The sequence below is a fragment of the Nostoc sp. FACHB-280 genome (assembly GCF_014697615.1).
GTDB lineage: Bacteria > Cyanobacteriota > Cyanobacteriia > Cyanobacteriales > Nostocaceae > Nostoc_B.
In genome coordinates, this window is sequence record NZ_JACJSD010000021.1 from 51,048 (window position 1) to 75,031 (window position 23,984).

The window sequence follows — 23,984 nt, forward strand, 5'->3', positions numbered from 1 at the left end:
AAGTGAAACTGACGCAATTTTGTACGATCAAAAATAGTAAACTACTTTTCGCTATCAGTGTTTCATCATCAAGAATCCACGATAGCGATCGCTTGTTCACTGACCGCTAACACGAGTAATGGCATGACAGACCCAATGATTGTATCAGGCACTGCTAATGACATCGACTCCCTCAGACAACGCTTAATCGCTGGGTCTCTTCAAGTCCAACAACAGATCATCCCACAGTTAGCCGAATTAGGTAATGAGGGATTGGAAGTGTTGAGGGAATTTTTATTGAAACGTCGTGAGTCCCCAGCAACTTGGATTGATGGTAAAGCTTACCAAGTCCTTTACAACTCTGATGCACCAAACGCCAGAGAATTTCTCCAAACAAATTTTCCTGAAGGCATTGTACCTCTAAAATCAGACGTAGGGATCAATTACAAACCTTTACAACAGCTACTTGCTGCTCAAGACTTCCAAGCCGCCGATCGTATGACTATTGAGAAAATGTGTGAAGTAGCAGGGCCAACGGCTGTCAAACGCAAATGGCTGTATTTTACAGAAGTTGACAATATCCCTGTAACTGACTTACACACCATTAATAATTTGTGGTTAGTTCATTCGGAAGGAAAATTTGGCTTTTCGGTACAGCGAGAAATTTGGTTAAGCCTCGGCAAAAATTGGGATAATTTCTGGACGAAAATCGCCTGGAAAAATGGTAATACTTGGACACGTTATCCTAATAGCTTTATTTGGGATTTGAGTGCGCCAAAAGGTCATTTACCTTTATCCAATCAACTGCGAGGTGTGCGCGTTATTGCGTCTTTATTTGCTCATCCGGCGTGGAAATAGTCAATTGTCAATGGTCATTAATCCTTTGTTATAAAAATATAGGACAAATGACAAATAACAAATGACAAATAACAAATGACAAAGGACAAAATTAAATAATGGCAAAAGTACGTCTCGAAGAAATTAAACGTCGGTTTAATAACGTCACCGCCATCGAAGATATTAGCTTTGAAATTCCCGATGGCGAGTTTTGGGTGTTAGTCGGGCCTTCTGGTTGTGGGAAATCGACAATTTTAAGGACGATCGCGGGTTTAGAAACTGCCACTTCTGGCAAGCTATTTATAGGCGATCGCTTAATGAATAACATCCCAGCTAGACAGCGCGATGTGGCGATGGTATTTCAAAACTATGCCCTTTATCCGCACATGACGGTGGCGGAAAATATCGCCTTTGGTTTGCAGATGCGAAAGGTGGACACGAAACTCATTCAAGAACGAGTGGGGACGGTGGCGCGATCGCTTTCGTTGGAACATTTGTTAGATCGCAAACCCAAACAGCTTTCTGGTGGACAGCAACAACGGGTAGCATTAGGAAGAGCGATCGCCCGTGAACCTCAAGTATTTTTATTAGATGAACCTTTATCTAATTTAGATGCTCAATTGCGCGATGATACCAGAGCCGAATTAAAACAACTCCATCAAGAGTTAGGAATTACTACGGTTTATGTAACTCACGACCAAGTTGAGGCAATGACCTTGGCTGATAAAATTGTCGTGCTGAATCGTGGGAGAATCCAACAAATTGGCGAACCTCAAAGCATTTACGCGCTTCCAAATAATCTAATGGTGGCAACTTTTTTAGGCAATCCACCAATGAATATTTTGTCAGCAAAATATACCAATGATGGCTTTGATGTGGGTGAGCAATTAATTGCAGTTCCCGAAGTTGTGAAGGAAAAATTACAACTGCGTCCAGGACAGAATTATGATTTGGGTATTCGTCCAGAACATATTTCTATTAACAATAACTCAGCACTTGGTGTACAGAACTCAGCACTTTCCGTAGAAGTGAAGGTGGTTGAGCCTTTGGGGAGAGAAACTTTAATTCGTGCGAGTTTACCTGGTTCGACAGTGTTATTGAATGTGCAACTTGGTGGGAATGTGCGTGTGAATGTAGGCGATCGCTTGTCTTTACAATTAGATTTAACTCAGTTATTTATCTTTGATTCTATTACTGGAGATAGGATATGGCCTGAGTCATAAAATTAAGAATTAGGGTAAATTACGCTGCTGCCACTTGTCAGTTTCACAAGCAGCTTGATCATGCCAAATTCTACAACTAATTACAGGATATAAATAGAGAAATGCTACTCCAATAATCACAAAAGCCCAAGCAAAACGAATAGCTCAGGTTTTTAGGTTAAATGGTTTTTTATACATGAATACCCTAGATTAGTTTCACATATTTGATCATCTATAGCAATCCTAAATGATTTATAAACATCCCTCTCCCTTGTCTCCTCTGTCTCCTTGTCTTTATTGTTCACATATCAACTAAAACTGCTATGTATCTTTTACTGAGTCAAAACTTCCATCTTGGTAATGATTGATTCTTTTTTAGTTTTGCCGCATGGTTCAGCACTTTGACAATCACTTACCGATTCAATTGTGTAAGATGCACGGACTTTTTTGTTTAAAAATTTCGCTGATTCTGCACAAATTTCAAAAGATGCGCCTACTGGACGTTCAACTCCTTGCTCATCAATTAATGTGGCATAACACAATAAATCACCGTTGACTAGTTCTTTGACTGTACCAATAGTTGGTAAATCTTTTGTTGATGTTTCTGGGTTTTCTGATGGCGAAACATCGGTTGTGGGAGTTGGTTCAGGAGATGTAGTCACTTCAGTAATTTGTCTAGGACTTTGGGGAATTTTAGATTTAGTTGTCGGGTTTTCTTGGCTAACTTCTGTAGAAGAATTAGCACAACCGCTAATCCAAATTAGACAAATAATTAATCCAGTGATGAAGCTAGGTTTGTTCATAGTTAGAGTCTATTTATAAATTACAAGTAGGTTGTGTTACAGGTGTGCAAGGATTTGGTAATGTTCAATAATTAATTTTGAAAGCCAGAATGCCCACAATAGTAATATTCTTACCTCCTGCCTCGGTTGGTGAGCGTACTTGTACTGAGCGCAGTCGAAGTAGCCGAACCACTGCCTCCTGCCTCTAAGGTGTTAAAACTAAACTTCCTGATTCCACAACTCCTAGTGCATTGGGTTTATCAAAGCGCCAGTGTTGTTGATATTTATTGAGAAAGTTTTGTCCAATAATACCTTCTACACCAGGAAGCTTAAGAATATTGCTCTCTTCAACAATAACAGCATCAATTTCAGTTACTTGATGTTGCTGAATTTGCAGCTTATTTAATTTAATTTTTTTGACTGTTTCCCGTCCTCCTAACCCGAAAACTTCTGTGGTTTGGGCGTTACGCGTGTCAATTCCTAATTTTTGCGCGATAGATTTAGAAATTGCAATTGTATAGGAACCTGTATCTAAAACAAAGTTAAACGGCCCTTCACCATTAATGTAAACTTGAGTAGTTAAAATCCCAAAACGTCCCTTTAAAGGAATAGCACCCGTAATAGGTTCAGAAGGCGGTAATAGTTGTAATTGTTGTTTTTTGGGATTGAGTACAACATCGAATTTACTGAGAAAATCTAATCCTAAAACTCCAGATATATCCTGTGGTAATGCTGGTGTAGGTAATTCTAAGCCATAAAGACCAGAAACAGTTGCAGAATTTACACCTAAAGCTGGTAAGAGATGAGTCTTAACTTCCAGTTTTTTGAAGTTATTACCAACAACGGGTTTATATTCTAAAAGTCCATTAGGAATAGGTTTACTATTCAGACCTAATTGTTGAGCAATTCTAGTATTAATAATTGTTTGACCACTGCCAGTATCTAAAATAAAAGTTTGAGTTTGTCTGCCAATGCGGACGGGAATTCTAAACACAGAACTCTCACTATCTAATTGTAATTTGATGTTGGCTTGTCCTTGACTAGTTGATTGCGGGAGTTTCACACCAACTGCTTCCATAAAAGCGGTGACACGCTCAATAGCATCAGGGCGAAACTCTCCATTTGAACCTAAAGTGAGAATTTGTAAAGCACATTTCGTCACAATAGTTTCTGATTCTGCTTGTTGAGCGGCAATTTTAGCCTCAGCACATTTTGAGACTTCTTGTAAAAGTTGCTGTCCAAGATTAACTTGACCAGCCGCAGGTGTCGGTAACAAAGAAACTAGACTGCTGAAAAAAACGCCTGCCGTAAATAAATGAGAAAGCAGGCTTTTGCTTCGGTGGGAATGTTGATTTGTTGGAGTCTGGTATTTTTTCTGCCGAGGCTGAATAGCAATTTGCATAAAAACAGTGATGATAGTTAGTTAACACACTGTTTTAACTGGTACTTTGCTAAATCACCAGGTGCAAATGCTCCATTTTCTGTAATGATGGCTGTGATTAACTCGGCTGGGGTGACATCAAAAGCTGGGTTGTAAAAATCTACACCTTCTGGGGTGAGTCTGGTGTCCCCAACTTGATAAATTTCTTCTGGGTGACGTTCTTCTATGGGGATTTGACTACCATTAGATAAGCCAAAATCAACGGTAGAAAAAGGTGCGGCGATAAAGAAGGGTACATTGTGAGCTTTAGCAACGATCGCTAAACTATAGGTACCAATTTTATTAGCTGTGTCACCATTCGCCGCAATCCTATCAGCGCCAACAACAACAGCATGAATTAAACCCCTCTGCATACAATGGGCGGCCATGTTATCGGTAATTACCGTCACGGGAATTTTTTCCTGCACACATTCCCACGCTGTGAGTTTTGCACCTTGCAACCGGGGGCGGGTTTCGTCAGCAAACAACTTTTCTAAACGCCCTTCGCGCCAAGCAGAACGTACAACTCCCAAAGCAGTACCATAACCCGCAGTTGCTAAAGCCCCAGCATTGCAGTGAGTCAGTAAAGTTAGCTTTGCGGGTGTTTTCGGCAATACAGTTAAACCATGATCACCCATCGCCTGACAAGTTTGCAAATCTTCTTTATTAATAGCTTGGGCGGTTTGGAATAAAACTTGTTTGATATCTTCGACGCTTCCCTCAGTGGCGTGGGCAGTTTTTAACATCCGATTAATTGCCCAGAATAAGTTTACCGCCGTGGGACGAGTAGAGCGTAATAATTGCGCGACGCTTTCTAGTTGGGTTAAAAACTCAGTGCGATCGCTTGTTGTAATTTCTCGCGCCCCAAGGTACATTCCATAAGCCGCCGCCACCCCAATAGCCGGCGCACCCCGCACAATCATCGTTTTAATCGCCCGCGCCATGTCTTGACTACTATGAATTTCCACAAAGGCGTATTCATTGGGTAAACGGGTTTGGTCAATTAGTGATACGGAATCGTTGTGCCAAATGACTGGATAAACTTGGTTTGCGGAGTTTGTCATAAAAATTGCTAGGTATGATGAATTGTTTACACAAGGAAGGACTAGGGATGCTCCTCACTCCATCTTCCTCTATCAGTCCTACTATTAAAAAAGTGCCTCTTGAATACTAACTCCCGCTACCCATGCCTTTATCGCGCATAGTAACGCTAATTGTTGGTCTAATTGTCATTTTGGCCATGAGCCTATGGCTGATAGATTCCCTATCGCGCCTTTATTGGCAATTGTCTTATTCGCCATTACTCGGTAATTTGCTGCTTTTGCTGCTGGTGGTCTTGATTGGTGGATTAGTGGCGGCGTTTGTTTATTACGTTCTGGTGCTTCAGGCTGGAGAAAAAAGTTCTCGCCAAAAACGCAAGCGGGTGACACCAGCCCAAATCCCAGCAGCAAAATCGGATGCAGCTTCCTCCACACTCCAAGCTGTGCGCCAACAAGTATCACAAATTCAAGATGAAGTCGCTCGACAAGCGTTATTAAGTCGATCGCGGGAAATTGAAGCCAATTTAGCACGGGGTGAAATTCAAGTGGTGGTGTTCGGTACGGGAAGCGCAGGTAAAACTTCTCTGGTGAATGCAATTATGGGGCGGATGGTAGGTCAAGTTAATGCGCCAATGGGGACAACCACAGTCGGCGAAACTTATTGTCTGCGGTTAAAGGGATTAGAGCGCAAAATTTTAATTACCGACACACCGGGAATTTTAGAAGCAGGAGTCGCCGGTACAGAAAGAGAACAGTTAGCGAGAGAACTGGCAACAGCCGCAGATTTATTATTGTTTGTGGTGGATAATGACCTGCGGCGTTCAGAATATGAACCATTGCGGGGTTTAGCAGAAATTGGCAAGCGATCGCTGTTAATTCTGAATAAAACTGACCTTTATACCGATGAAAATAAAGAAGTGATTTTGGCGCGGTTGCGTGAACGAGTCCGGGGTTTTATTTCCGCTCACGATGTAGTGGCGATCGCAGCTAACCCCCAATCGGCAGAATTAGAAACAGGGGAACTTTATCAACCAGAACCAGATATTGTCCCACTGCTGCGGCGGATGGCAGCTGTACTGCGGGCTGAGGGCGAGGATTTAGTGGCGGATAACATTTTGCTGCAATCGTTACGCCTAGGTGAAGAAGCACGTAAACTCATCGATGCCCAGCGTCGCCGTCAAGCCGATAAAATTGTGGAGCGATTTCAATGGATTGGGGCGGGTGTGGTTTCCGTTACACCCTTACCAGTTGTAGATTTATTGGCGACAGCCGCCGTCAACGCCCAAATGGTTGTAGAAATTGGCAGAGTCTATGGCTGCGAGTTGAACATGGAACGGGGGCGGGAGTTAGCTTTATCTTTAGCGAAAACTATCGCTAGTTTAGGAATAGTCAAAGGCGCGATTCAATTAGTCTCCACAGCTTTGCAACTGAATGTTGCCACATTTATTATTGGCCGAGCCATTCAAGGGGTAACAGCAGCATATTTAACCCGCATTGCCGGCAAAAGTTTTATTGAGTATTTTCGCCATGATCAAGATTGGGGCGACGGCGGAATGACCGAGGTCGTACAGCGTCAGTTTCAAATGAACCGCCGCGATGAGTTTATTAAAGCTTTTATCCAAGAAGCGATCGCCAGAGTTGTCAAACCTTTACAAGACAAAGTAGAAGCCCTTGATCAAGATGAAGGAACTCAGTAGTACTCAGTGCTGAGTTGAATTAGACAAGGTAGAGGGGGGAGACAAGGTAGAGGGGGAGACAAGGTAGAAATCTTGCTTCCTTGTCTCCCTTGTCCCCCTTGTCTCCCTTGTCTCCCTTGTCTCCCTACCCCCTAGCCTCTAGCCCCTAACCTCTTTCATTGTAAACTTTCCACTAAGTAAAAATTACGTAAGTAATGTGGCATCTTCGGATATCAGTATTGATAAATCCTTACGTAATCAAATACAGAGAGAATTTTCACTGAGATAGTACGGAAATAGGAATTTAATCTTTTCGTAAAATAACCAGATTTTTATTGCCGTTTTCTTTTTCTACTGACAGTATAGAAATGTGCGAAGGCAACGATGACAATCGAGCTTCACTGAACTAGGGAGTTAATTAGAAATGTTAGGCGGCAAGTTAATTAATCTACTTTTTTAATTGAGCAAGTGCGTAGCCAAAAAAGCATTTCTGACATCACAAAAGCTATTGAACCTCATAATTTTGACTGCCACTAATTTGTGTAATATCGCTGTTTTAGCGCGGTTTTGTGCTGATAAAGCATTATGCAAACAAGCAGGAAATTACTTAAAAGAAATTACTGAGGCTATCAAGCTAGTTGATATAAAACTCGCCATTAATGCAATTACTTAATGTCCAATTTCTTAATATCTAGGGATTTTTCTCTAGTGCGGAATTAATTTGGCAAAAAGTTTATTTGCACTCCCCATTTTATGAAACCTACTTTTGGAGAAACTCAACTTATGCTGACAAAATCTTACAAAAAACTATCTCAAGCTACTGCTGGTATTGCTCTTGGTGCTGCTATGTTAGCGACTGTGGGTAATGCTCCTGCACAAGCTGTAACTTTAAAAACATTTAATATTTCTGGACAATTCGCGCCTCAAGCTATTTCTGGTTCTACTGGAGTGGCTGTAGATTTACAAAATGGTTCTTTTTTTGGAACTTATACAGTAGATATAGACCAACTACCAACTGCTACAAGCGTCTCTTTGAATGATTGGTCTATTGTTCTCAAAGATGCTTCTAACAATATTTTGAGAACATTTTCTAGCAGCCTGCTGGGACACACTGGTCAAGTCATGCAGAATAACTTGCTATTTACTAACAACATAGGTACAAACGAAGGTGAAGTCACAGAAAGTTTAGGATTAAAATTTCCCTCTGGTTTTACAGGCTTACCTATGGCTGTTGCATCTAGCGGAAGATTCAGTAGTGTCATAGACTTCAACGATACTTTAACTGCTGGAAGAATAGCAATCACATCTGCAACTGTCAAACCAGTCCCAGAACCTGTTTCTACTGCTGGTGTTGCTGTGGCTGGTGTTATGGGTTTATGGATGAAGCGTAAGCAAAAAGCAACCACAGCATAGTTGCATTCCTGAAAGACGGGGATAATTCATAAACTGGATTAGCTTGATTGCAGAGTTCTTTTTTACGCAAATACGCACTGGGGTTCCTTCTCTCCTCGCAAAGGAACCCTTTTCTTTGAAGTACTCCTATCTCCCTCGTCCCCCTTGTCTCTAAATAATGCGTAAGTCCCCTCTGAGAATATTGCCAGTAAAAACACTGTATTGATGGCTCTTTTTGGGATACTATATTCAATGTTTGGATGATTTAGATTGATGTGTAGTGCAAATAGCAAAAAAAGTTGAATTTGTGGATAAAAATACGTAAAAATTAATAAGCTAGGACAACCTTAAGTAAAGCTCAGGTAATTATTTTGCAGGACATCCGGAAACAATCAGGGAATGTCTGAAAAGTTATATACGGACTTACTAAGTAACCAGCTTATGAGCCACTACATGATCGGTAAAGTACTACAATCACGGTACCAAATCGTTGAAAGTTTGGGTGCAGGGGTATTTGGGCAGACATATACTGCTATTGACATTGAATACCCAGAAAACCCTAAATACGTCGTGAAGCAGTTGAAAACTCACAATTGCCAAGCCAGCTATTTAGAAACTTTAAGGTTACATTTCCTGACGGAAACAGAAACTCTCAAGCGTCTGGGTAGCCATCCCCAAATTCCAGAACTCATTGCCTGCTTTGAAGAACATGAGCGATTGTATCTGGTACAAGAGTTTGTAGAAGGACATGATTTAACAGCCGAACTACCCATCAATCAACTATGGGGATGTTTATGGACTGAAAGTGAGGTCGTGGAATTTTTAGAGGATGTTTTGCACATTTTAGAATTTGTGCATTCTCAAGGTGTGATTCATTGTGATATCAAACCAGAAAATTTAATTAGACGTTGTGTTGATGGCAAGCTGGTTTTAATTGACTTTGGTTCTATCCAGTCGGTGAAGTTTTCTTTAGATACAGAATTGCCAATAGATTGGATTCCTGTAACATCTTTGGGTTACATTCCACCAGAGCAATTTATTGGTCAAACACGACCTAATAGTGATATTTATGCTTTGGGGATGATTGCTATTCAGGCGCTTACAGGTTTAGAACCGTTACAGTTTAAAGTTGATCCCCAAACGAATCAGATTATTTGGCGTTTACCAGATACTCCGGTGAGTGATTATTTAGCTGCTATTCTCAGCCAAATGATCCGCTATGATTTTCAAGAACGCTTTCAGTCGGCGGGTGAGGTATTGCGTATCCTCAAACAAATGCGCCGCGAAACGCAGCTATCGGAAGTGTTACCAATACAAAATTATGAGCCATCACAACTGGTAAGAACGAGTGATGAGACTCAGAAAAATCTCACCACCGATCAATTGGCACCCCTGATGACAGGGATGAAAATTGGACTAGCGGCTAATTCTTTATTGATGGGATTTGGTGTTTATTCTTTACTGAATAATTCGCCTGCATATTCAGAAAACGAAACTTTATATAAAGCGACGGAAAACTATCAAGCTGGAGATTTACAAGGTGCGATCGCTCTAGCTAAATCCATTCCATCCTATAGTAATGTTTATCCTGAAGTACAAGCCACCATTGAAGTTTGGCAAAAACAATGGCTGCAAGCTGCGGAACAATATTTATTAGCGGAACAAGCTTTGAATGAGGGTAGATGGTCTGATGTTTTTAAAACAGCTAATCTAGTTCCTGATATTTTATATTGGCAATCCAAAACACAACTACTCGTACAAAAAGCCAGAGTTAATCTCGAAAGCCAAAGCCAAAGTTTACTAGCGAAAGCTTATGCAAAGGCGGAAGCGCGAGATTTTTCCAGCGCCTTAGAATATCTGCGCCAAATTCCCCAAGAAAGTTCGGCTGGGGCGATTGTCCAGAGAAAATTGACCGAGTATAATCACAAACGACAGATTAGAGCTGCTTACTTTTTACAAAATGCTTATAAAAAAGCAGCTTTTGGCGACTTTGATAGTGCGGTTAAATTTCTGCGCCAAATTCCCAAAAACACAAAAGTATATGCTCAAGCGCAAGCTAAATTGCAAGAATACACTCAAAAGCAACGTTGGCAAACTCGCACTCAAGAATTAGCATTTGATGTAGATTCACCTAAAAAAAATACAACTAAACTGATCAATTCTCATTTCGACTATCAACTACAAGAAGTAAATATTCGCTAGTAGAATAAGGCAAAAAGCAAAAGTAAAAAGGCAAAACTCTTTCTCCCTTGTCTTGCTTCTACGCTCCTGGTTTGAAATAATCAAGGAGGCGATCGCCTGAATCAGCGCGAATTAATGCTACAACTACATCAGGTAAGGCTGTCAAACTTGGGTAAACCAAATAACGGGGTTCCCAATTAGGACGAAACTTGTCTTTGTAGGCGTGTAAGCCTTGGAAGTTATAAAAGCCGTTCAAGTGTTCGTAAAGATAACGCAGCACTTTTTCTAAGCGGCGTGACGTGGAATTTTCACCGACTCCAGCTAAGGCGGACAGGCCAAAATTAAAGCTGTCGTAGCCTTTTTCTTGAAAGTGCTGAAGCAGAGAAGTAAACAGAAAATCCATCATTCCATTTTCCATTGAGGCACGATGCCGCATCATATCAATGGTAATTTCATTCAGTTGGTACTCTGGCAAAATATTAGTAAAAGCTGCAATTCCACCATCAGGTGTATGCACAACCGCAATTTCGCAATTTCGCAGATAAGCTTCATCAAACCATCCTAAAGAAAAGCGTTTTTCGGAACCTTGCGCCATCTTTAACCATTCATCGCTGACAGATTTGAGTTGATGTAATAAGTCATGATTTATTGGTGGTTGATAAAAACTTACTTGATAGCCGAGTTTAGTTAAACGATTAATTGATGGGCGAAAGTTCTTTCCGGCTTTCCCTTGGAGAGTAAAGTTTTTTAGGTCAACGATCGCTTCTTCGCCAATCTTCAGTATTCTAAATCCCAGAGAGATATATAAGTCAAGGTCATCGGGCGAGGTTTGATAAAAAGCCGGATACCAGTCATTGCACTGACAAAACTGCTGAAAACTGACAATTACCTCTTGGCGTTCTTCAATGGGGCCGATGGGATCTCCGAGGGCGATCGCACCTCGCCCTTTTGGTACATAAGCAATTACACTTTTACCAGAAGGACTAAAAAAATAACTTTTATCGTTTAAAAGTGTAATTGCAGCTAACGAAGAACATCCATAATCTTCTACTATTTTTTTGGCTTTTTGCTGCTCAATCAAAGTTGCTGGATTCTGTAAAAATACAGGCTGTAATAACATCACCACAGCAAATGTAATTGTACTGGCAGCAATAATATAAATAGAATCAGCAAAAAATTCACCAAATCTAGTTCTTGGTTGTAAGCCCCAATTATCCTCTGTGAAAAACATTGCTAAAGTCTGAATTAGGGCATTCTTCCAACTAAAATTTTCTGTAAACTTGCCATCTAATAAATAAAATCCGATTGTGCCGTAAGCCAAGGTAAACAGCAACGCTCCCATTAAAACTCGCACACCCCTAGCAATAGAAGGTCGGTCTGATTGGGCTGTAAACACATGGCGCATCAAAATCAATTGTACTAGTAAAATCCCTGATAATATACTTTCTTCGTAATCTAACCCTTTGATTAAATGACTCAAAATCGAAATAACTAGTAATCCAATAGTTAATAGCCAAGCAACTCGCTTACGACGTAACAAATTAGTTGCCAAAGTTAATAATATAAACCCTGTTAAGGCAGCAAATACATGACCAGTAACCCGAATTTCAAAGGGTAAAAATTCTTTTAGCCAATAATTGCGACCATACAGGGTGGGTGTAACTGCGGATAAAACATTAACTACGCCGACTAACCCTGTTAAGAAACCGACACTCCAAAGTCCAATCTGAATTCTTAAATCTTTATTCATCAGCTTTCAACTTAAATCAATATGTTTTATCAGCGTCAACTTACGTTTAATGATTTATGCTTAAGAATTCAAAATCATTAATTAATCAGAATTCCTGCTCAATTATGAATTTTGGATTATTTTATTTTTTAAATGTTTTAAATTGTTCTCCCACATAAGCCAGAGAATCCTTTAAATGCTTGTGAAAATAATTCCAACCAACATCTGCACCAGATAAACCATGACCTCCAGGAAAAGCATAGAAAACGTTAGCAATACCTAGCTTATTTAAGGTTTGATGAAAAGTTTTAGTAGAAGCCAAAAAATTCTGATCATTCAATCCCGCATCAAGATATATACGTAGTCGTTTTCTATCGGTAATTGATAACTGTTGGACTATTTGTAATGGGCTATTTTGCGCCCCGCTACTATCGGTAAAGTAACCGCTATGACTAAATAATATATTGAAGTTGTTGAGATAGCGTAACCCAATATTAAATGCACCCCATCCACCAGAAGATAGACCACCCAACGCCCAAAATTCAGGGTTTTCTAGAGTCCGGTAACGTGACTTAACAACCTGGACTAATTCTGTACCAATTAAAGTCCCTATTTTGCCATTTGTCCCGTCATAATAATCAGGGTCATATAAAGGGCTAGAACCACGATTATCATTACCATCGGGAGTAATAATAATTGATGGTGGTAATTTGCCAGTTTTATACAATTCATGTAGTACATTTATGATGGCATATTTATCAGCATAGGCACGCGCATCATCATGACCACCATGTAATAAGAAAATCACGGGATAGCGGGTTTTGGAATTTTTTTGATAGTTAGGCGGTAAAATCACGCCATATTGACGGACTGTACCCATAGCTTGGGAGTTGAATGTTTCTAGCTGAAATTTTAAGCCTGTATCCGCTTGTTGTTGGGGCGGGTCTAATTGCGGTGCGCCTAAGATAAAAACATAATAATATGCAGCGCCTGTGAGAATAGCGATCGCTGCTGCTAAACTCAAAAATAATTTCGGAATTTTCATAAATTTGTCAACTGTGAATAAATTACTATGTTCCTGATTTATTTGAGAAATCAAGGATGTTTTTATTCATAAATTTCAATCTAATTTTTGATAAGAGAATTATTTAATTTCTGTTGGTTCTGCTGATAAACTCCTAAATTATCAGCAGCATGGGCGATTTCCGCAATCCGAAACTGTTCACCCACAAATGTTAGAGAATCAGCTAAATGTTCTCGCCAATATTGCCAAGTATGACTACCAGGAAACTGCTGTAATAGATTGTAAATCTTTTGCTGATTCAGTACTTGCGAAAATTCTTTAGCATCATCAAGTTCTTCAGTGTCAGATGTGCCTGAATCTAAATAAATTCGTAATCTTTTTTTGGCTTGGGTTGGCAGAGTTTTAATATAAATAATAGGGCTATTTTGCGGGCCACTTTTATCTTTAAAATAGCCACTATGACTAAATAAAACTGAAAAGTTTTGTAAATTGTGCAATCCCACATTCATTGCACCCCAACCACCAGAAGATAATCCTCCCATTGCCCAAAAATCAGGATTAGGTAAAGTGCGATAACGCTGCTGCACTACCTTCACCAGTTCATCTCCTACGGCTGTCGCAACTTTTCCATTGGGGCCGTCGATATATTGGGGGTCAAAATAGGGGCTAGAACCGCGTTTGTCATTGCCATCAGGCGTGATAATAATGCTAGGTGGTAATTTACCTGTAGTGTATAGTTTGGTCAGGGTTTTTAAAGCTTGTCCTTTCTTTTCGCTAAACCAATCAATTGGTTCACCGTGACCACCGTGGAGAAGAAAAATTACCGGATAAAGTTGTTGAGGATTTTGTTCATAACCAGGGGGTAAAGATACTCCATAAGTGCGTTTTCCTGCCATGACTTGGCTATCGTAAGATTCGATTGTATAAGTTAAAGGTGTTTTTAAATTGTCAATATTTGGCTGGGTTGGTAAAAGAGAAACTTTTATTTTTGTTGCTTTCACAGCTATACCTTGGGAATAGTTACAAACAACTAAAGTCAATGACGAAATTAAAATTACTAAGATTTTTGTGTAATTCATATTGAACAATTAAGAATAAACTTTTTGTATTAACCAATTTGCGATCGCCTGATTAATTAACTCAGCACATTCCGCCATAACCAGATGTCCAGCCTCGGCGAAATGTAAATGAGTGCTATTCACAAAATGACTTGTTAATTCATCTCCCATTTTTTGAGTAAACATCGGGTCTTTTCCCGCAGTAATTACCAAAGTGGGAATATGCAAATTAGTTGGTAGTGTATGACGGACAAAAAAGTTATAATCCCAAAAAATTTCTAAAGCTTTGTACGCATCAAAATTTGTAGGTACAGGATTTTCCGCAAAAAACCTTTCCATAACTTTGTGACGGTAAGAAGTAGAAAGAAAGTTATTGAAAACTTGTACACTTGGTAAATGGTAAAGATGTCTCCCGCCCCAAGCCATCAATTTCATCAGGGGAATTTCCCACCAAGGTGCTAAATCATGAGTACCACCAGCAATGGCAATTATCGCACTCACGCTATGGTGTTGGGCAAATTCTAAACCAATAGGAACGCCGTAACTATGACAGCAAAGCACAGGTGATTGAATCTCAAACTTGTGCAGCAAACGCCCTAAATCTCGGCAATGTCGCCCAATAGAATAGCGCGAGTAACGACTAGAATTTCCATGTCCAGCCAAATCATAAGCGAGAACTTCCAAGCCTTGATTGTGGGCAAATTCATACTGGTTTCTAAAGTTAAAATGATTGCCCATTCCGCCGTGAATAAAAACTATCGCCGGAGTCATACCTGGACTATGGCAAACTTGTAAATTTACTCCTCGCCGCAGATGAATTGAGGAACCAATTAAAGCATCTATAAAACATTCATCATCTGTCATGGAAAATTTCTACATTACTGATCTAAACTTTTATGTTGTACATTCAAAGCTTAAGCTTGTGATATGACAATGCTGTGTCAAGGTAATGGAAAATTTGCGAATTAGGATTTAAATAATGCACAAAAAGCTGCAACTAAACATAAGTTCTTTATTTGGCTTGTTGCTGCTGGCACTTTCTGTCTGGGCGATCGCCAACGAACTGCGCGAGTATAATTACCATGATATTCTGCGTGCGATCGCCTCAATTCCACTACAAAGCTTGAGTTGGGCTGTTGAATTCACAGCGTTGGGCTATTTAGTCATGCTTGGTTACGATATTTTAGGCTTTGCTTATCTTCATCGTTCCCTACAATGGCAAAAAATTGCTTTGACTAACTTTATTAGTTCTAGTTTTAGCAATACTATCGGTTTTGCTTTGCTGACTGGTAGTGCTATTCGCTATCGTTTTTATTCTAGATGGCAAGTCTCAAAAATTGCGATCGCTCAAATTATCGCTTTTGTGAATTTCACATTCTGGCTGGGAATGTTTACTGTTGCTGGGTTACTTTTTTTGATTCACCCTTTAGTGATTCCCACACAACTACATTTACCATTTACCACTGCGCGTCCTCTCGGTTGGATATTTCTTAGCTTGATTGTGATTTATTTAATCAGTAGTCTAGTTATTCACCGACCTTTAATTTTTCGCACCCATGAATTTCGCTTGCCATCTTTTCAGATATCTCTGATGCAAATAATTATTTCTAGCCTTGATTGGATATTTGCCGCAGCCGTGCTGTATAGCTTATTACCTATTAACATACCTTTTAACTATTTAGATTTTTTAGGTATTTATTTACTCGCTATGTTTGCAGGTGTGGTAAGTAATGTGCCTGGAGGTTTAGGTGTATTTGAGACAGTAATTTTATTGATGCTTGCGAATAAAATTTCGGCCGCGGCAGTTTTAGCTGCAATGCTGGCTTATCGAGGGGTGTACTATTTTTTACCATTGGTATTCGCAATAGCTTTGTTAATAATTGACGAAATTAAATTTGGTACACAATATCTCATCAAAAAATAGATAATATAGCTATTCTCGTACTGGTGAAGTACAGATAGATCAATTTAACCACCGAGTAAAGAGGATGAACGCAGATAAATATTTACATCGACAGTCTAGTAAAAGCCATATAAATATTTGCAATAACCGTGATATTTTATCTAAATCCTGACAAAATATTATATCCTTCCGGATACAGTTACTATTTATCTGTAAACACAAGTAGTAGTAGATGCACCCTTATTAATTTCTCGCCTTCAGTTATTCACTGAGGGCTTTTATTTATTTCAAATTGATATGAATAAGCATATAATTAGCCAGTGTTCGGCTTTGCTGTTACCGATAGGTTAGGTGGCTTTATTTGTATATCACCAAACAAAATTACAGTCTGATGGGTTTATTTATAGAATTGGTGTTATTTGAAAATAGCAGGTAATAACCCAGGTGCTAACCAGACTGCATAGCCAAGAAATGCAAAAAAAGAAGTAATTAAAGCAGTAATTATATAACCAATACAAATCAATAACCCATCAGCTTCAATAGTGGCAATTGCTAATAGTAATATACCAATAGTTGGAATCGGATTTGTTAAAGGTACGGGTAACATTAACAAGATTGTTAACCAAGAAATACATAACCCATTCAGTCGCCAAGTTAAGGGATTACTAGCGATGCGCTTTAAGCGCGGACGGGTAATTTTTTCAACTATTTTGGTGAGACGTTGGAGATTTTTTAAGATAAGTTGGGCAAATGGACGGGGAAATTGATATCTGGCGATTTGTTTTGGTAGCCAAGGCGATCGCCTGCCAAAAACCATCTGCATAGAAACCAGCAAGCAAGCAGCACCAAAAGGCCCAGCTAACCCTGGCGGCATCGGAAACAAAAAAGGTAAAACTAATAAAGCTATTATTAGGCTGAAACCTCGTTCCGCAGTCTCTGCCAAAATATCACCTAAAGTTAAGTGGTGGTTAGATAAGCGTTGTAGCAAGGATTTAATTTCTTGCGAAAATCTCAGAGGCATTTGGCACGAGTTAGAGTGAATTGTCACAAGACCCAGCTTTTTTTAGTATATCGAATGTCAATTTGAATATTGGGGGAGTGGGGAATATAGAAAACACTACTCCCTGATTTATATTGGCGGTACTAAAACCGTAATTGCCTTGGGTATGACTTTAAAACTGGCAGGAGTATAAGTTGTAATTTCACCATCCGTATTGATTGGGCGTGGTTTACGAGTATAAATTTCAAATATTTGTCCTTGCAGCGCCCGTACACTCCGCCAGTGAATATGTCTACCTTGGCGCATTGCTGGTAATAAGGGTACGATTTGCCACCAGTGTTCTATTTCTAAACTGTAGAGATCCAATCTTTGATCATCAATAGTGGCATCGTGAACCACTGCCATACCACCACCATAATAACGACCGTTACCGATCGCAATCTGCACAGTTTTGACACGAAAGGATTCATCCTTCATTTTAATTTCAGCACTAAAGGGGCGAGACTCCCAAATTACTTGTAATGCAGTGGCAATATAAGCTAATACTCCCCAACGGCGTTTTCTTTCTTTTGTGAGTTTTTGCGTAATTTTGACACTCAATCCCATACTGGCAACATTAAAAAAATGTTTCCCGTTTACCCACCCTAAATCAATGCGGCGCAATTCTCCATAGGCAATAATTTCGCAAGCTTCTGCTAAGGAATTGGGAATTGCTAATGTTCTAGCTAAATCATTGGCAGTACCTAAAGGTAAAATTCCTAAAGGTAATTGTGTTTCTACTAAAGCTTCCACTGCGGCGTTTAAAGTTCCATCACCACCACCCACAATTACTAAATCAACTTCATGTTGATAACGACGAATAATTTCTGAAAGATGTTTGGGATTTTCGGTAGATTCTTCTGTTAATTTAAAGCCAAGTTTATTCAGATAATGAGTTGCTTCTCGTAATTTTTGCTCTCCTTGACGGGCATGACGATTAACTAATAGTAAAGCCCGGGAATTTACTGGTATTGACCTTTGCCTTGTTTGTTGCCAATTATCAGCTTCCATATAATTTAATTAATTTAAATAAAAAAATATGTAAGTATATTTCTTTGAATTGCTCAGTTTATTTTGATGTTTGTAATCTATGATTTATTGCATAAACTTATTTAATTATATAATAAATACATTAGGGAATAATGTAATCAAACTACTATTTATGAAAGTATTTTAGATTTATTAGCCATCAGCAATCATTAAAGGTTGATTATAAAGTAAATATTAAATTCGTCTAAGTTCTCTACTTAGTGTGTAAGTTGTCAGTCGGACTCATATTTTTGAGCGACAAAGCCTACTGATTTTATTTAGGCAAGAAGTTATAAAATTTACAATAGCATTGATGATGACTGTTGATGTATCACTTTTTCAAATATATCTAATTGAAAAAATGCTGTTGGATAAATGCAGGATGAATCAAAGCAGTTTGCTTGCCCGTTAAATATTGTAGAGATTTCAAATACAGCCATCCTCCAATATTTACAAACATCTATTTATCTTGTCCCTTAAATATCTCTGATCCATATCCCAAATAAAATTGTAATCTAACGTCTCTACATAATTTTGGACTTTACACTTGTACCTCATTAACCCAAAATTTATTTAACATTGCAAATAATAGTTGCTAAATATTAAGAAAAAATAAGTTTTATAGGAATAATAATTATTTTAAATATTAATCAAAATTAAAACCCAATAAACTTGGTGAAATTAAATACCTAAATTATCAAACATTATATTTTTTATTAATTAGTAAAATCGTTGTAATATTATGCCCAAATAATTTTTATTGGGTTAGATTTATCTTGAAAGATATTGCTATTTTCTCGAAACATCTATCTTAAGAAGGAACTTATATGTGGTTTTTAAGACAGAATTAATCCTAAAACAACCAAGATGTTAAAAAAAGCTAAAAGTTATAGAGAAATCCTCTATTGGGGGATTGTATTAACTAGGAGGAAAATATTTACTATTGGATGATTTCACACCCAAAAAATTACTCATATTTAAGTAATGAAAACATCTGCGTGGTTATTAATACTTAGTTTGTCACTAACAGCTTGCAATGCACCTCAAAATACAACAGTGTCTCCTAATTCTGGTGATACTGGTGCGACTGCACAACCTGTTCAGAGTCAAACCAAAAGTAAACTAACTGTTGTGACAACAGTTGCACCGATCACGAATATTGTGAGTAATATTGCAGGCGATCGCACTCAAGTTAAAGGCATTATTCCTGAAGGTAGTGACTCTCACACTTTTGAACCGCGCCCTAGTGATGCTGATTTGTTATCCAAAGCTAATTTGATTATCGTCAATGGACTACGTTTAGAAGCCCCAACAGAAAAACTCGCAAAAACTTCTAAACCCAAAGAAACCAATATTTATGAACTTGGTAACAACACCATCACAGAAGCCCAATGGATTTATGATTTTAGCTTTCCTAAAGAAAAAGGAGACCCCAATCCTCATTTATGGGTAAACCCCAAATATGCAGAGGCTTACGCTAAATTAGCCGCCAAACAGTTAACTCAGTTAGATCCAGAAGGCAAAGAATACTACGAGAAAAATTTAAATAACTACTTGCAACGCCTGAACGAATTAGACAAAGTTACCCGTGAAGTTGTGGCGAGTATTCCTGCTAAAAATCGCAAACTGTTAACATATCACGACTCTTGGGCTTACTGGGCTAGAGAATATGGCTTTGAAGTCATCGGTGCAATTCAACCTTCCGATTTTAAAGAACCTTCTGCCCAAGATGTTGCTAAACTCATCGATCAAATTCGCAAAGTTGGTGTACCTGCAATTTTTGGTTCAGAAGTCTACCCTAGCAAAGTTGAAGAACAAATTGCCAGAGAAGCCAAAGTCAAAATAGCCAACACCTCTGATGATGAATTACCAGGAACGGGATCAGCTAATGCCATAGAAAATACTAATCCCCAACATACTTACATTGGCATGATGGCAAATAACTTGCGAATCATTGCCGAAAATCTGGGGGGAAATCCTCAATTAGTTGACAAGCTAAATACTACCAATGTCGTCGGCCCAGCTACCACGGCTAATAAATAACAAAGTGTGGAGTGAGGAGTAGACAAAGTAGAGAGGGTAGACAAGGTAGAGGGGGTAGACAAGGTAGAAAGATTGCTTCCTTGTCTCCCTTGTCCCCCTTGTCTCCCTCATCCCCCACTTCACACTTCATACTTCAATTACTTCATTTGTATGGAAACAATATTAGAAATTAAAAATCTTACCTGTGGTTTCCAAACTCAACCAGTGTTGACGAATGTCAATTTGAGCTTATATCCTGGGCAACTTTCTGGTTTAGTGGGGCCTTCTGGTAGCGGTAAAACTACTCTAATTAAAGCCATATTAGGGTTAGTTAAACCTTGGGCGGGAGAAATTTGGTTTCGTGGAAAACGTTTAAAACCGGGAACCGCGCCGCCAAAAGTGGGTTATGTCCCGCAAGTAGAAACAGTAGATTGGAATTTTCCGGTAACTGCACTAGAAGTAGTGATGATGGGGCGTTATCGCAAACAGCAATTTTTACCTTGGTCATCATACCGCGATCGCGTAGCTGCCAAAGCTTTGTTAGAACGGGTAGGAGTAGCACACATCGCCAATCGCCCCATTGGTGAGTTATCTGGTGGACAACAGCAACGGGTATTTATTGCTAGGGCGCTAGTTGGTGAACCAGAAATTGTCCTTTTAGATGAACCAACCAGCAGTTCTGACTTACGGGTGCAGCACGAATTATTACATTTGTTAGCGGAACTAAATCAACAAGGTTTAACAATTCTACTTTCTACCCATGACCTGAATTCGGTAGCGACTCATTTACCTTGGGTAGTGTGTTTTAATCACAGTGTTATTGCCCAAGGTGAACCTAGTGATGTGTTTACACCTGCAATTTTAAAGCAGACATTTGGTGCAGAAATGGTGGTATTTCATCAAAGCGATCGCATTTTGATTGCTAACGCAGGTACTTCGTTACGCCATCAAATGCAAGACAATTTACCCGATATTCTCAGAAAAATTCCCTCAAGCCACAACGGACATAATTCTAAATCTTAAAGTAGTAGCAATTAGCAAAATTAACCCGATTGTTAATTTACCATTTCATCATAAAGATCCCTTTGATCGGCTTTTAGTTGCTCAAGCAATCACAGAAAAGATTCCGATCATTAGTGCAGATGCAGTTTTAGACAATTACGCAGTCACTCGTTATTGGTAAATACAATAACTACCAAACTTATTAAATACATGGAATTTCTACTTAAACCTTTTGCTTATGAATTTTTTAGCCGCGCTGTAATGGTTGGGATGATGGCGGGGCTATTGTGCGGTGTGATGGGTGTATATATTATTACTCGCCGGATGAGTTACATTGCTCATGGTCTTTCCCATGCTATTTTGGGTGGAGCAGTGTTGAGTTATGTTTTAGGGCTAAATTTTTATATTGGTTCGGGAATTTGGGGATTTGCTGCCGCTTTGCTCATCCAATATCTTACAGGGCGCAAAGTATATTCTGATGCTGCTATTGGAATTGTGACCACGGCGAGTTTTGCTTTGGGTGTCGCGGTAATTAGTACCTATCGCAAATTTAGCCAAAACTTTGAGGCGGCTTTATTTGGCAATGTCTTGGGTGTTTCTCCTACAGATTTGTGGTTTGTGACGGTAGTATCGATTGTGATTTTAGGTTTAGTATTTGTGTTTTATCGCCCTTTGTTGTTTTGGTGTTTTGACAGAGAAGTAGCACAAGTGCATGGTGTCCCAGTAGTGGTGATGGATACGCTATTTGCTTTGATGCTGGCAACTTTGTTAGTCGCCACACTGAACGTTTTGGGAGTGACATTAATTATCTCTGCGGTGGTGATTCCTGCTTCCATTGCCCGACTGTTGAGCGATCGCTTTGATTATATCATGATTATTTCCGGAATTTTAGGCGCAGCGATCGCATTTGTGGGAATTTACCTCAGCTACTACTTAGATATTGCGTCTGGTGCTAGTGTAGTTCTGCTATCCACCTTAATTTTTGCTAGTGTCTTACTGTGGAAAAGCCTTCAAAGTCGGCGTAAACGCTACTTACTACCTATTTCTACACAACATTATCAAGGGTAGTTTAGTAATTTTGTTTGATATACGAACAGCAGACTAGAGAGAAGGGGAAGACAAAGGAGACAAGGGAGACAAGGGAAAGAAATGTTTGTCAATTATTGAGGATTATTGTAGTAGTTTAATTTTTGCAGTGTCTACATTCACAATGCAAGGCAACACATTATTAATGTGAGGTAATACATTTACAATGTGACAAAACACATTCAAAATGTGAAGTCATAAATAATTAATGTCAAACCACACATTAACAATGTCAAGCGACGCATTCTGATTGTGGACTTAGAACTCAGCATATCAACTCTTCAAACTAGAAATCTGGGGCTATACAAACCAAGCCTGCCTAGCCTATCGGCAACGACAAAGCCAAACGCAGGCTCATTATATTGCTCATCACCCAGCCAGTATCCCGCCATCAACAGTTAAAGTGTGACCATTGACAAAATCTGTAGCATCAGCACATAGCCAAAGCACAGCATTAGCAATATCTTCTGGTTTACCTAAACGTCCGGCTGGGACAATATTTGCAAAAGCTTTAGTATTACCACCACTAGCCTGATTAAGCATTTCGGTTTCGATTGGCCCTGGTGCGATCGCATTTATTCTAATTTTATAAGAGGCATATTCTAAAGCTGCGGCTTTTGTTAACATCACCACGGCAGTTTTAGAAGCATCGTAAATTGATAAGCCCGGTGCTAAAGGACGAAAACCATTAATAGAAGCTGTATTGACAATTGCACCTCCATTACCTTGGGCTAACATTTGGCTAATTTCGTGCTTCATACACAAAAATACACCCTTAACATTAACACCAAAAACTTTGTCGTAGTTTTGTTCTGTTTGTTCTGCCAACACAGCATTCTGTCCCAACATTCCAGCATTATTAAATGCGATGTCGAGTTTGCCAAACTTATCAACAACAGCAGCAATAGTGGCTTGTATATCTGCTTCTTGCGCCACATCAGCTTTGATAAACAAACCTTCACTACCTGCTTGATGAATTAAGCTCAGAGTTTCATTGCCTTCTTCGGCGCGTCTTCCCACAACTGCAACTTTAGCACCAGCCTCAGCAAAAGCGATCGCAGTAGTGCGCCCAATTCCAGAAGTACCCCCAGTGACGAGGGCGACTTTGTTTGCTAAAGATTTCATGCAAATTTCCCTGTTTTCACTCCTAAAGCAGTGTGCCTGATTTAGATTTTGCTTACAAGTAGGAACTTTCTGGTGATATAGTTACCTCATGGTTCCCAAAGATGAACAAATCATTTTGAGTGCAGATTGTCCTGTGCGACAAATGCTCGATTTAGTAGGAGATAAATGGACACCGCCAGTCATGTATCTCTTATCTTCTGGTACCAAGCGATATACTGATTTTCAACGTCAAATTCCTGATGTATCAAAAAAAATGCTGACACAAACCCTCAGAAGGTTAGAGTCAGCCGGTGTTGTCGAACGAACTGTGTATCCAGTTGTGCCACCAAAGGTAGAATATAAACTCACACCCTTTGGTGAACAGCTAATTGAACCGATCGCTTCTTTGGCAGAATGGGCTTGGCAACATCAAGAAGATTTGCGACTAGTTGCAAAACGGCAAAATAATTTGTAATTCA

The 23,984-nt window shown here is 39.3% G+C and carries 21 protein-coding genes; 11 read left to right on the forward strand and 10 right to left on the reverse strand.

The genetic code is table 11. The features are described from left to right. Positions 1-123 precede the first annotated feature (123 nt). Positions 124-837, forward strand: coding sequence for a GUN4 domain-containing protein (locus tag H6G75_RS16840; protein WP_190981206.1), 714 nt, complete (start codon positions 124-126; stop codon positions 835-837). Positions 838-935: 98 nt separating this feature from the next. Beyond that, on the forward strand, positions 936-2,039 hold the full coding sequence (locus tag H6G75_RS16845) for an ABC transporter ATP-binding protein (protein ID WP_190981170.1): 1,104 nt from the start codon (positions 936-938) through the stop codon (positions 2,037-2,039). Between the two features lie 311 nt (positions 2,040-2,350). Here the strand turns inward: H6G75_RS16845 and H6G75_RS16850 are convergent, their stop codons facing one another. From H6G75_RS16850 to mtnA, 3 genes are all read right to left on the reverse strand, one after another. Beyond that, on the reverse strand, positions 2,351-2,821 hold the full coding sequence (locus tag H6G75_RS16850) for a hypothetical protein (RefSeq protein WP_190981171.1): 471 nt from the start codon (positions 2,819-2,821) through the stop codon (positions 2,351-2,353). Positions 2,822-3,005: 184 nt separating this feature from the next. Beyond that, positions 3,006-4,202, reverse strand: a complete 1,197-nt coding sequence (locus H6G75_RS16855) for a retropepsin-like aspartic protease (protein ID WP_190981172.1) — start codon at positions 4,200-4,202, stop codon at positions 3,006-3,008. A gap of 17 nt (positions 4,203-4,219) precedes the next feature. Continuing rightward, positions 4,220-5,284 carry an S-methyl-5-thioribose-1-phosphate isomerase gene (gene mtnA / locus H6G75_RS16860; protein WP_190981173.1) on the reverse strand — a complete coding sequence of 355 codons (1,065 nt, stop codon included), beginning with the start codon at positions 5,282-5,284 and terminating at the stop codon, positions 4,220-4,222. A 122-nt stretch (positions 5,285-5,406) separates the two neighbouring features. Between mtnA and H6G75_RS16865 the strand changes: the two genes are divergently transcribed. From H6G75_RS16865 to H6G75_RS16880, 4 genes are all read left to right on the forward strand, one after another. Then, positions 5,407-6,957, forward strand: a complete 1,551-nt coding sequence (locus tag H6G75_RS16865) for a YcjF family protein (RefSeq protein ID WP_190981174.1) — start codon at positions 5,407-5,409, stop codon at positions 6,955-6,957. A gap of 502 nt (positions 6,958-7,459) precedes the next feature. Continuing rightward, the gene (locus tag H6G75_RS16870; RefSeq protein ID WP_190981175.1) at positions 7,460-7,609 is read left to right on the forward strand and encodes a hypothetical protein; all 150 of its coding nucleotides are present in this window, start codon (positions 7,460-7,462) and stop codon (positions 7,607-7,609) included. Between the two features lie 80 nt (positions 7,610-7,689). Then, complete coding sequence (locus H6G75_RS16875; protein WP_190981176.1) at positions 7,690-8,349, forward strand: PEP-CTERM sorting domain-containing protein; 660 nt, start codon at positions 7,690-7,692, stop codon at positions 8,347-8,349. A 420-nt stretch (positions 8,350-8,769) separates the two neighbouring features. Beyond that, a complete protein-coding gene (locus H6G75_RS16880; RefSeq protein WP_190981177.1) occupies positions 8,770-10,530 on the forward strand; it encodes a serine/threonine-protein kinase in 1,761 nt (586 codons plus the stop codon). A gap of 58 nt (positions 10,531-10,588) precedes the next feature. On the opposite strand, the gene H6G75_RS16885 is transcribed toward H6G75_RS16880, so the two are convergent. The 4 genes from H6G75_RS16885 to H6G75_RS16900 form a co-directional block, all read right to left on the reverse strand. Beyond that, the gene (locus H6G75_RS16885) at positions 10,589-12,259 is read right to left on the reverse strand and encodes a phosphatidylglycerol lysyltransferase domain-containing protein (protein WP_190981178.1); all 1,671 of its coding nucleotides are present in this window, start codon (positions 12,257-12,259) and stop codon (positions 10,589-10,591) included. Between the two features lie 121 nt (positions 12,260-12,380). After that, the gene (locus tag H6G75_RS16890) at positions 12,381-13,283 is read right to left on the reverse strand and encodes an esterase family protein (protein ID WP_190981179.1); all 903 of its coding nucleotides are present in this window, start codon (positions 13,281-13,283) and stop codon (positions 12,381-12,383) included. An 80-nt stretch (positions 13,284-13,363) separates the two neighbouring features. After that, a complete protein-coding gene (locus tag H6G75_RS16895; protein WP_190981180.1) occupies positions 13,364-14,341 on the reverse strand; it encodes an esterase family protein in 978 nt (325 codons plus the stop codon). Positions 14,342-14,350: 9 nt separating this feature from the next. Beyond that, entirely contained in the window at positions 14,351-15,184 is an 834-nt protein-coding gene (locus H6G75_RS16900; RefSeq protein WP_190981181.1) for an alpha/beta fold hydrolase, read from the reverse strand. A gap of 115 nt (positions 15,185-15,299) precedes the next feature. Here H6G75_RS16900 and H6G75_RS16905 point away from each other — a divergent pair, with 115 nt between their 5' ends. Next, on the forward strand, positions 15,300-16,244 hold the full coding sequence (locus H6G75_RS16905) for a lysylphosphatidylglycerol synthase domain-containing protein (RefSeq protein ID WP_190981182.1): 945 nt from the start codon (positions 15,300-15,302) through the stop codon (positions 16,242-16,244). A 394-nt stretch (positions 16,245-16,638) separates the two neighbouring features. Here the strand turns inward: H6G75_RS16905 and H6G75_RS16910 are convergent, their stop codons facing one another. After that, positions 16,639-17,244, reverse strand: a complete 606-nt coding sequence (locus H6G75_RS16910; protein WP_190981183.1) for an exopolysaccharide biosynthesis protein — start codon at positions 17,242-17,244, stop codon at positions 16,639-16,641. A 108-nt stretch (positions 17,245-17,352) separates the two neighbouring features. Beyond that, complete coding sequence (locus H6G75_RS16915) at positions 17,353-18,273, reverse strand: lipid kinase (RefSeq protein ID WP_190981184.1); 921 nt, start codon at positions 18,271-18,273, stop codon at positions 17,353-17,355. A 1,002-nt stretch (positions 18,274-19,275) separates the two neighbouring features. On the opposite strand from H6G75_RS16915, the gene H6G75_RS16920 reads away from it, so the two are divergent. The 3 genes from H6G75_RS16920 (at position 19,276) to H6G75_RS16930 (ending at position 22,383) form a co-directional block, all read left to right on the forward strand. Further along, positions 19,276-20,334, forward strand: coding sequence for a metal ABC transporter substrate-binding protein (locus tag H6G75_RS16920; protein WP_190981185.1), 1,059 nt, complete (start codon positions 19,276-19,278; stop codon positions 20,332-20,334). 150 nt (positions 20,335-20,484) lie between these two features. Next, positions 20,485-21,336 carry a metal ABC transporter ATP-binding protein gene (locus tag H6G75_RS16925; protein ID WP_190981186.1) on the forward strand — a complete coding sequence of 284 codons (852 nt, stop codon included), beginning with the start codon at positions 20,485-20,487 and terminating at the stop codon, positions 21,334-21,336. A 189-nt stretch (positions 21,337-21,525) separates the two neighbouring features. Then, the gene (locus H6G75_RS16930; RefSeq protein WP_190981187.1) at positions 21,526-22,383 is read left to right on the forward strand and encodes a metal ABC transporter permease; all 858 of its coding nucleotides are present in this window, start codon (positions 21,526-21,528) and stop codon (positions 22,381-22,383) included. Between the two features lie 387 nt (positions 22,384-22,770). Here the strand turns inward: H6G75_RS16930 and H6G75_RS16935 are convergent, their stop codons facing one another. Next, the gene (locus H6G75_RS16935) at positions 22,771-23,526 is read right to left on the reverse strand and encodes a glucose 1-dehydrogenase (RefSeq protein ID WP_190981188.1); all 756 of its coding nucleotides are present in this window, start codon (positions 23,524-23,526) and stop codon (positions 22,771-22,773) included. An 88-nt stretch (positions 23,527-23,614) separates the two neighbouring features. On the opposite strand from H6G75_RS16935, the gene H6G75_RS16940 reads away from it, so the two are divergent. Then, on the forward strand, positions 23,615-23,980 hold the full coding sequence (locus tag H6G75_RS16940; RefSeq protein ID WP_190981189.1) for a helix-turn-helix domain-containing protein: 366 nt from the start codon (positions 23,615-23,617) through the stop codon (positions 23,978-23,980). The last annotated feature ends 4 nt before the right edge of the window (positions 23,981-23,984 follow it).

Coding starts and splice junctions, on each gene's coding strand:
- H6G75_RS16875 (WP_190981176.1), top strand. CDS start 7,690: ATGAAACCTACTTTTGGAGAAACTCAACTTATGCTGACAAAATCTTAC.
- H6G75_RS16930 (WP_190981187.1), top strand. CDS start 21,526: ATGGAATTTCTACTTAAACCTTTTGCTTATGAATTTTTTAGCCGCGCT.
- mtnA (WP_190981173.1), bottom strand. CDS start 5,284: ATGACAAACTCCGCAAACCAAGTTTATCCAGTCATTTGGCACAACGAT.
- H6G75_RS16850 (WP_190981171.1), bottom strand. CDS start 2,821: ATGAACAAACCTAGCTTCATCACTGGATTAATTATTTGTCTAATTTGG.
- H6G75_RS16845 (WP_190981170.1), top strand. CDS start 936: ATGGCAAAAGTACGTCTCGAAGAAATTAAACGTCGGTTTAATAACGTC.
- H6G75_RS16885 (WP_190981178.1), bottom strand. CDS start 12,259: ATGAATAAAGATTTAAGAATTCAGATTGGACTTTGGAGTGTCGGTTTC.
- H6G75_RS16920 (WP_190981185.1), top strand. CDS start 19,276: ATGAAAACATCTGCGTGGTTATTAATACTTAGTTTGTCACTAACAGCT.
- H6G75_RS16890 (WP_190981179.1), bottom strand. CDS start 13,283: ATGAAAATTCCGAAATTATTTTTGAGTTTAGCAGCAGCGATCGCTATT.
- H6G75_RS16895 (WP_190981180.1), bottom strand. CDS start 14,341: ATGAATTACACAAAAATCTTAGTAATTTTAATTTCGTCATTGACTTTA.
- H6G75_RS16900 (WP_190981181.1), bottom strand. CDS start 15,184: ATGACAGATGATGAATGTTTTATAGATGCTTTAATTGGTTCCTCAATT.
- H6G75_RS16940 (WP_190981189.1), top strand. CDS start 23,615: ATGGTTCCCAAAGATGAACAAATCATTTTGAGTGCAGATTGTCCTGTG.
- H6G75_RS16880 (WP_190981177.1), top strand. CDS start 8,770: ATGAGCCACTACATGATCGGTAAAGTACTACAATCACGGTACCAAATC.
- H6G75_RS16905 (WP_190981182.1), top strand. CDS start 15,300: ATGCACAAAAAGCTGCAACTAAACATAAGTTCTTTATTTGGCTTGTTG.
- H6G75_RS16840 (WP_190981206.1), top strand. CDS start 124: ATGACAGACCCAATGATTGTATCAGGCACTGCTAATGACATCGACTCC.
- H6G75_RS16925 (WP_190981186.1), top strand. CDS start 20,485: ATGGAAACAATATTAGAAATTAAAAATCTTACCTGTGGTTTCCAAACT.
- H6G75_RS16865 (WP_190981174.1), top strand. CDS start 5,407: ATGCCTTTATCGCGCATAGTAACGCTAATTGTTGGTCTAATTGTCATT.
- H6G75_RS16855 (WP_190981172.1), bottom strand. CDS start 4,202: ATGCAAATTGCTATTCAGCCTCGGCAGAAAAAATACCAGACTCCAACA.
- H6G75_RS16935 (WP_190981188.1), bottom strand. CDS start 23,526: ATGAAATCTTTAGCAAACAAAGTCGCCCTCGTCACTGGGGGTACTTCT.
- H6G75_RS16915 (WP_190981184.1), bottom strand. CDS start 18,273: ATGGAAGCTGATAATTGGCAACAAACAAGGCAAAGGTCAATACCAGTA.
- H6G75_RS16910 (WP_190981183.1), bottom strand. CDS start 17,244: ATGCCTCTGAGATTTTCGCAAGAAATTAAATCCTTGCTACAACGCTTA.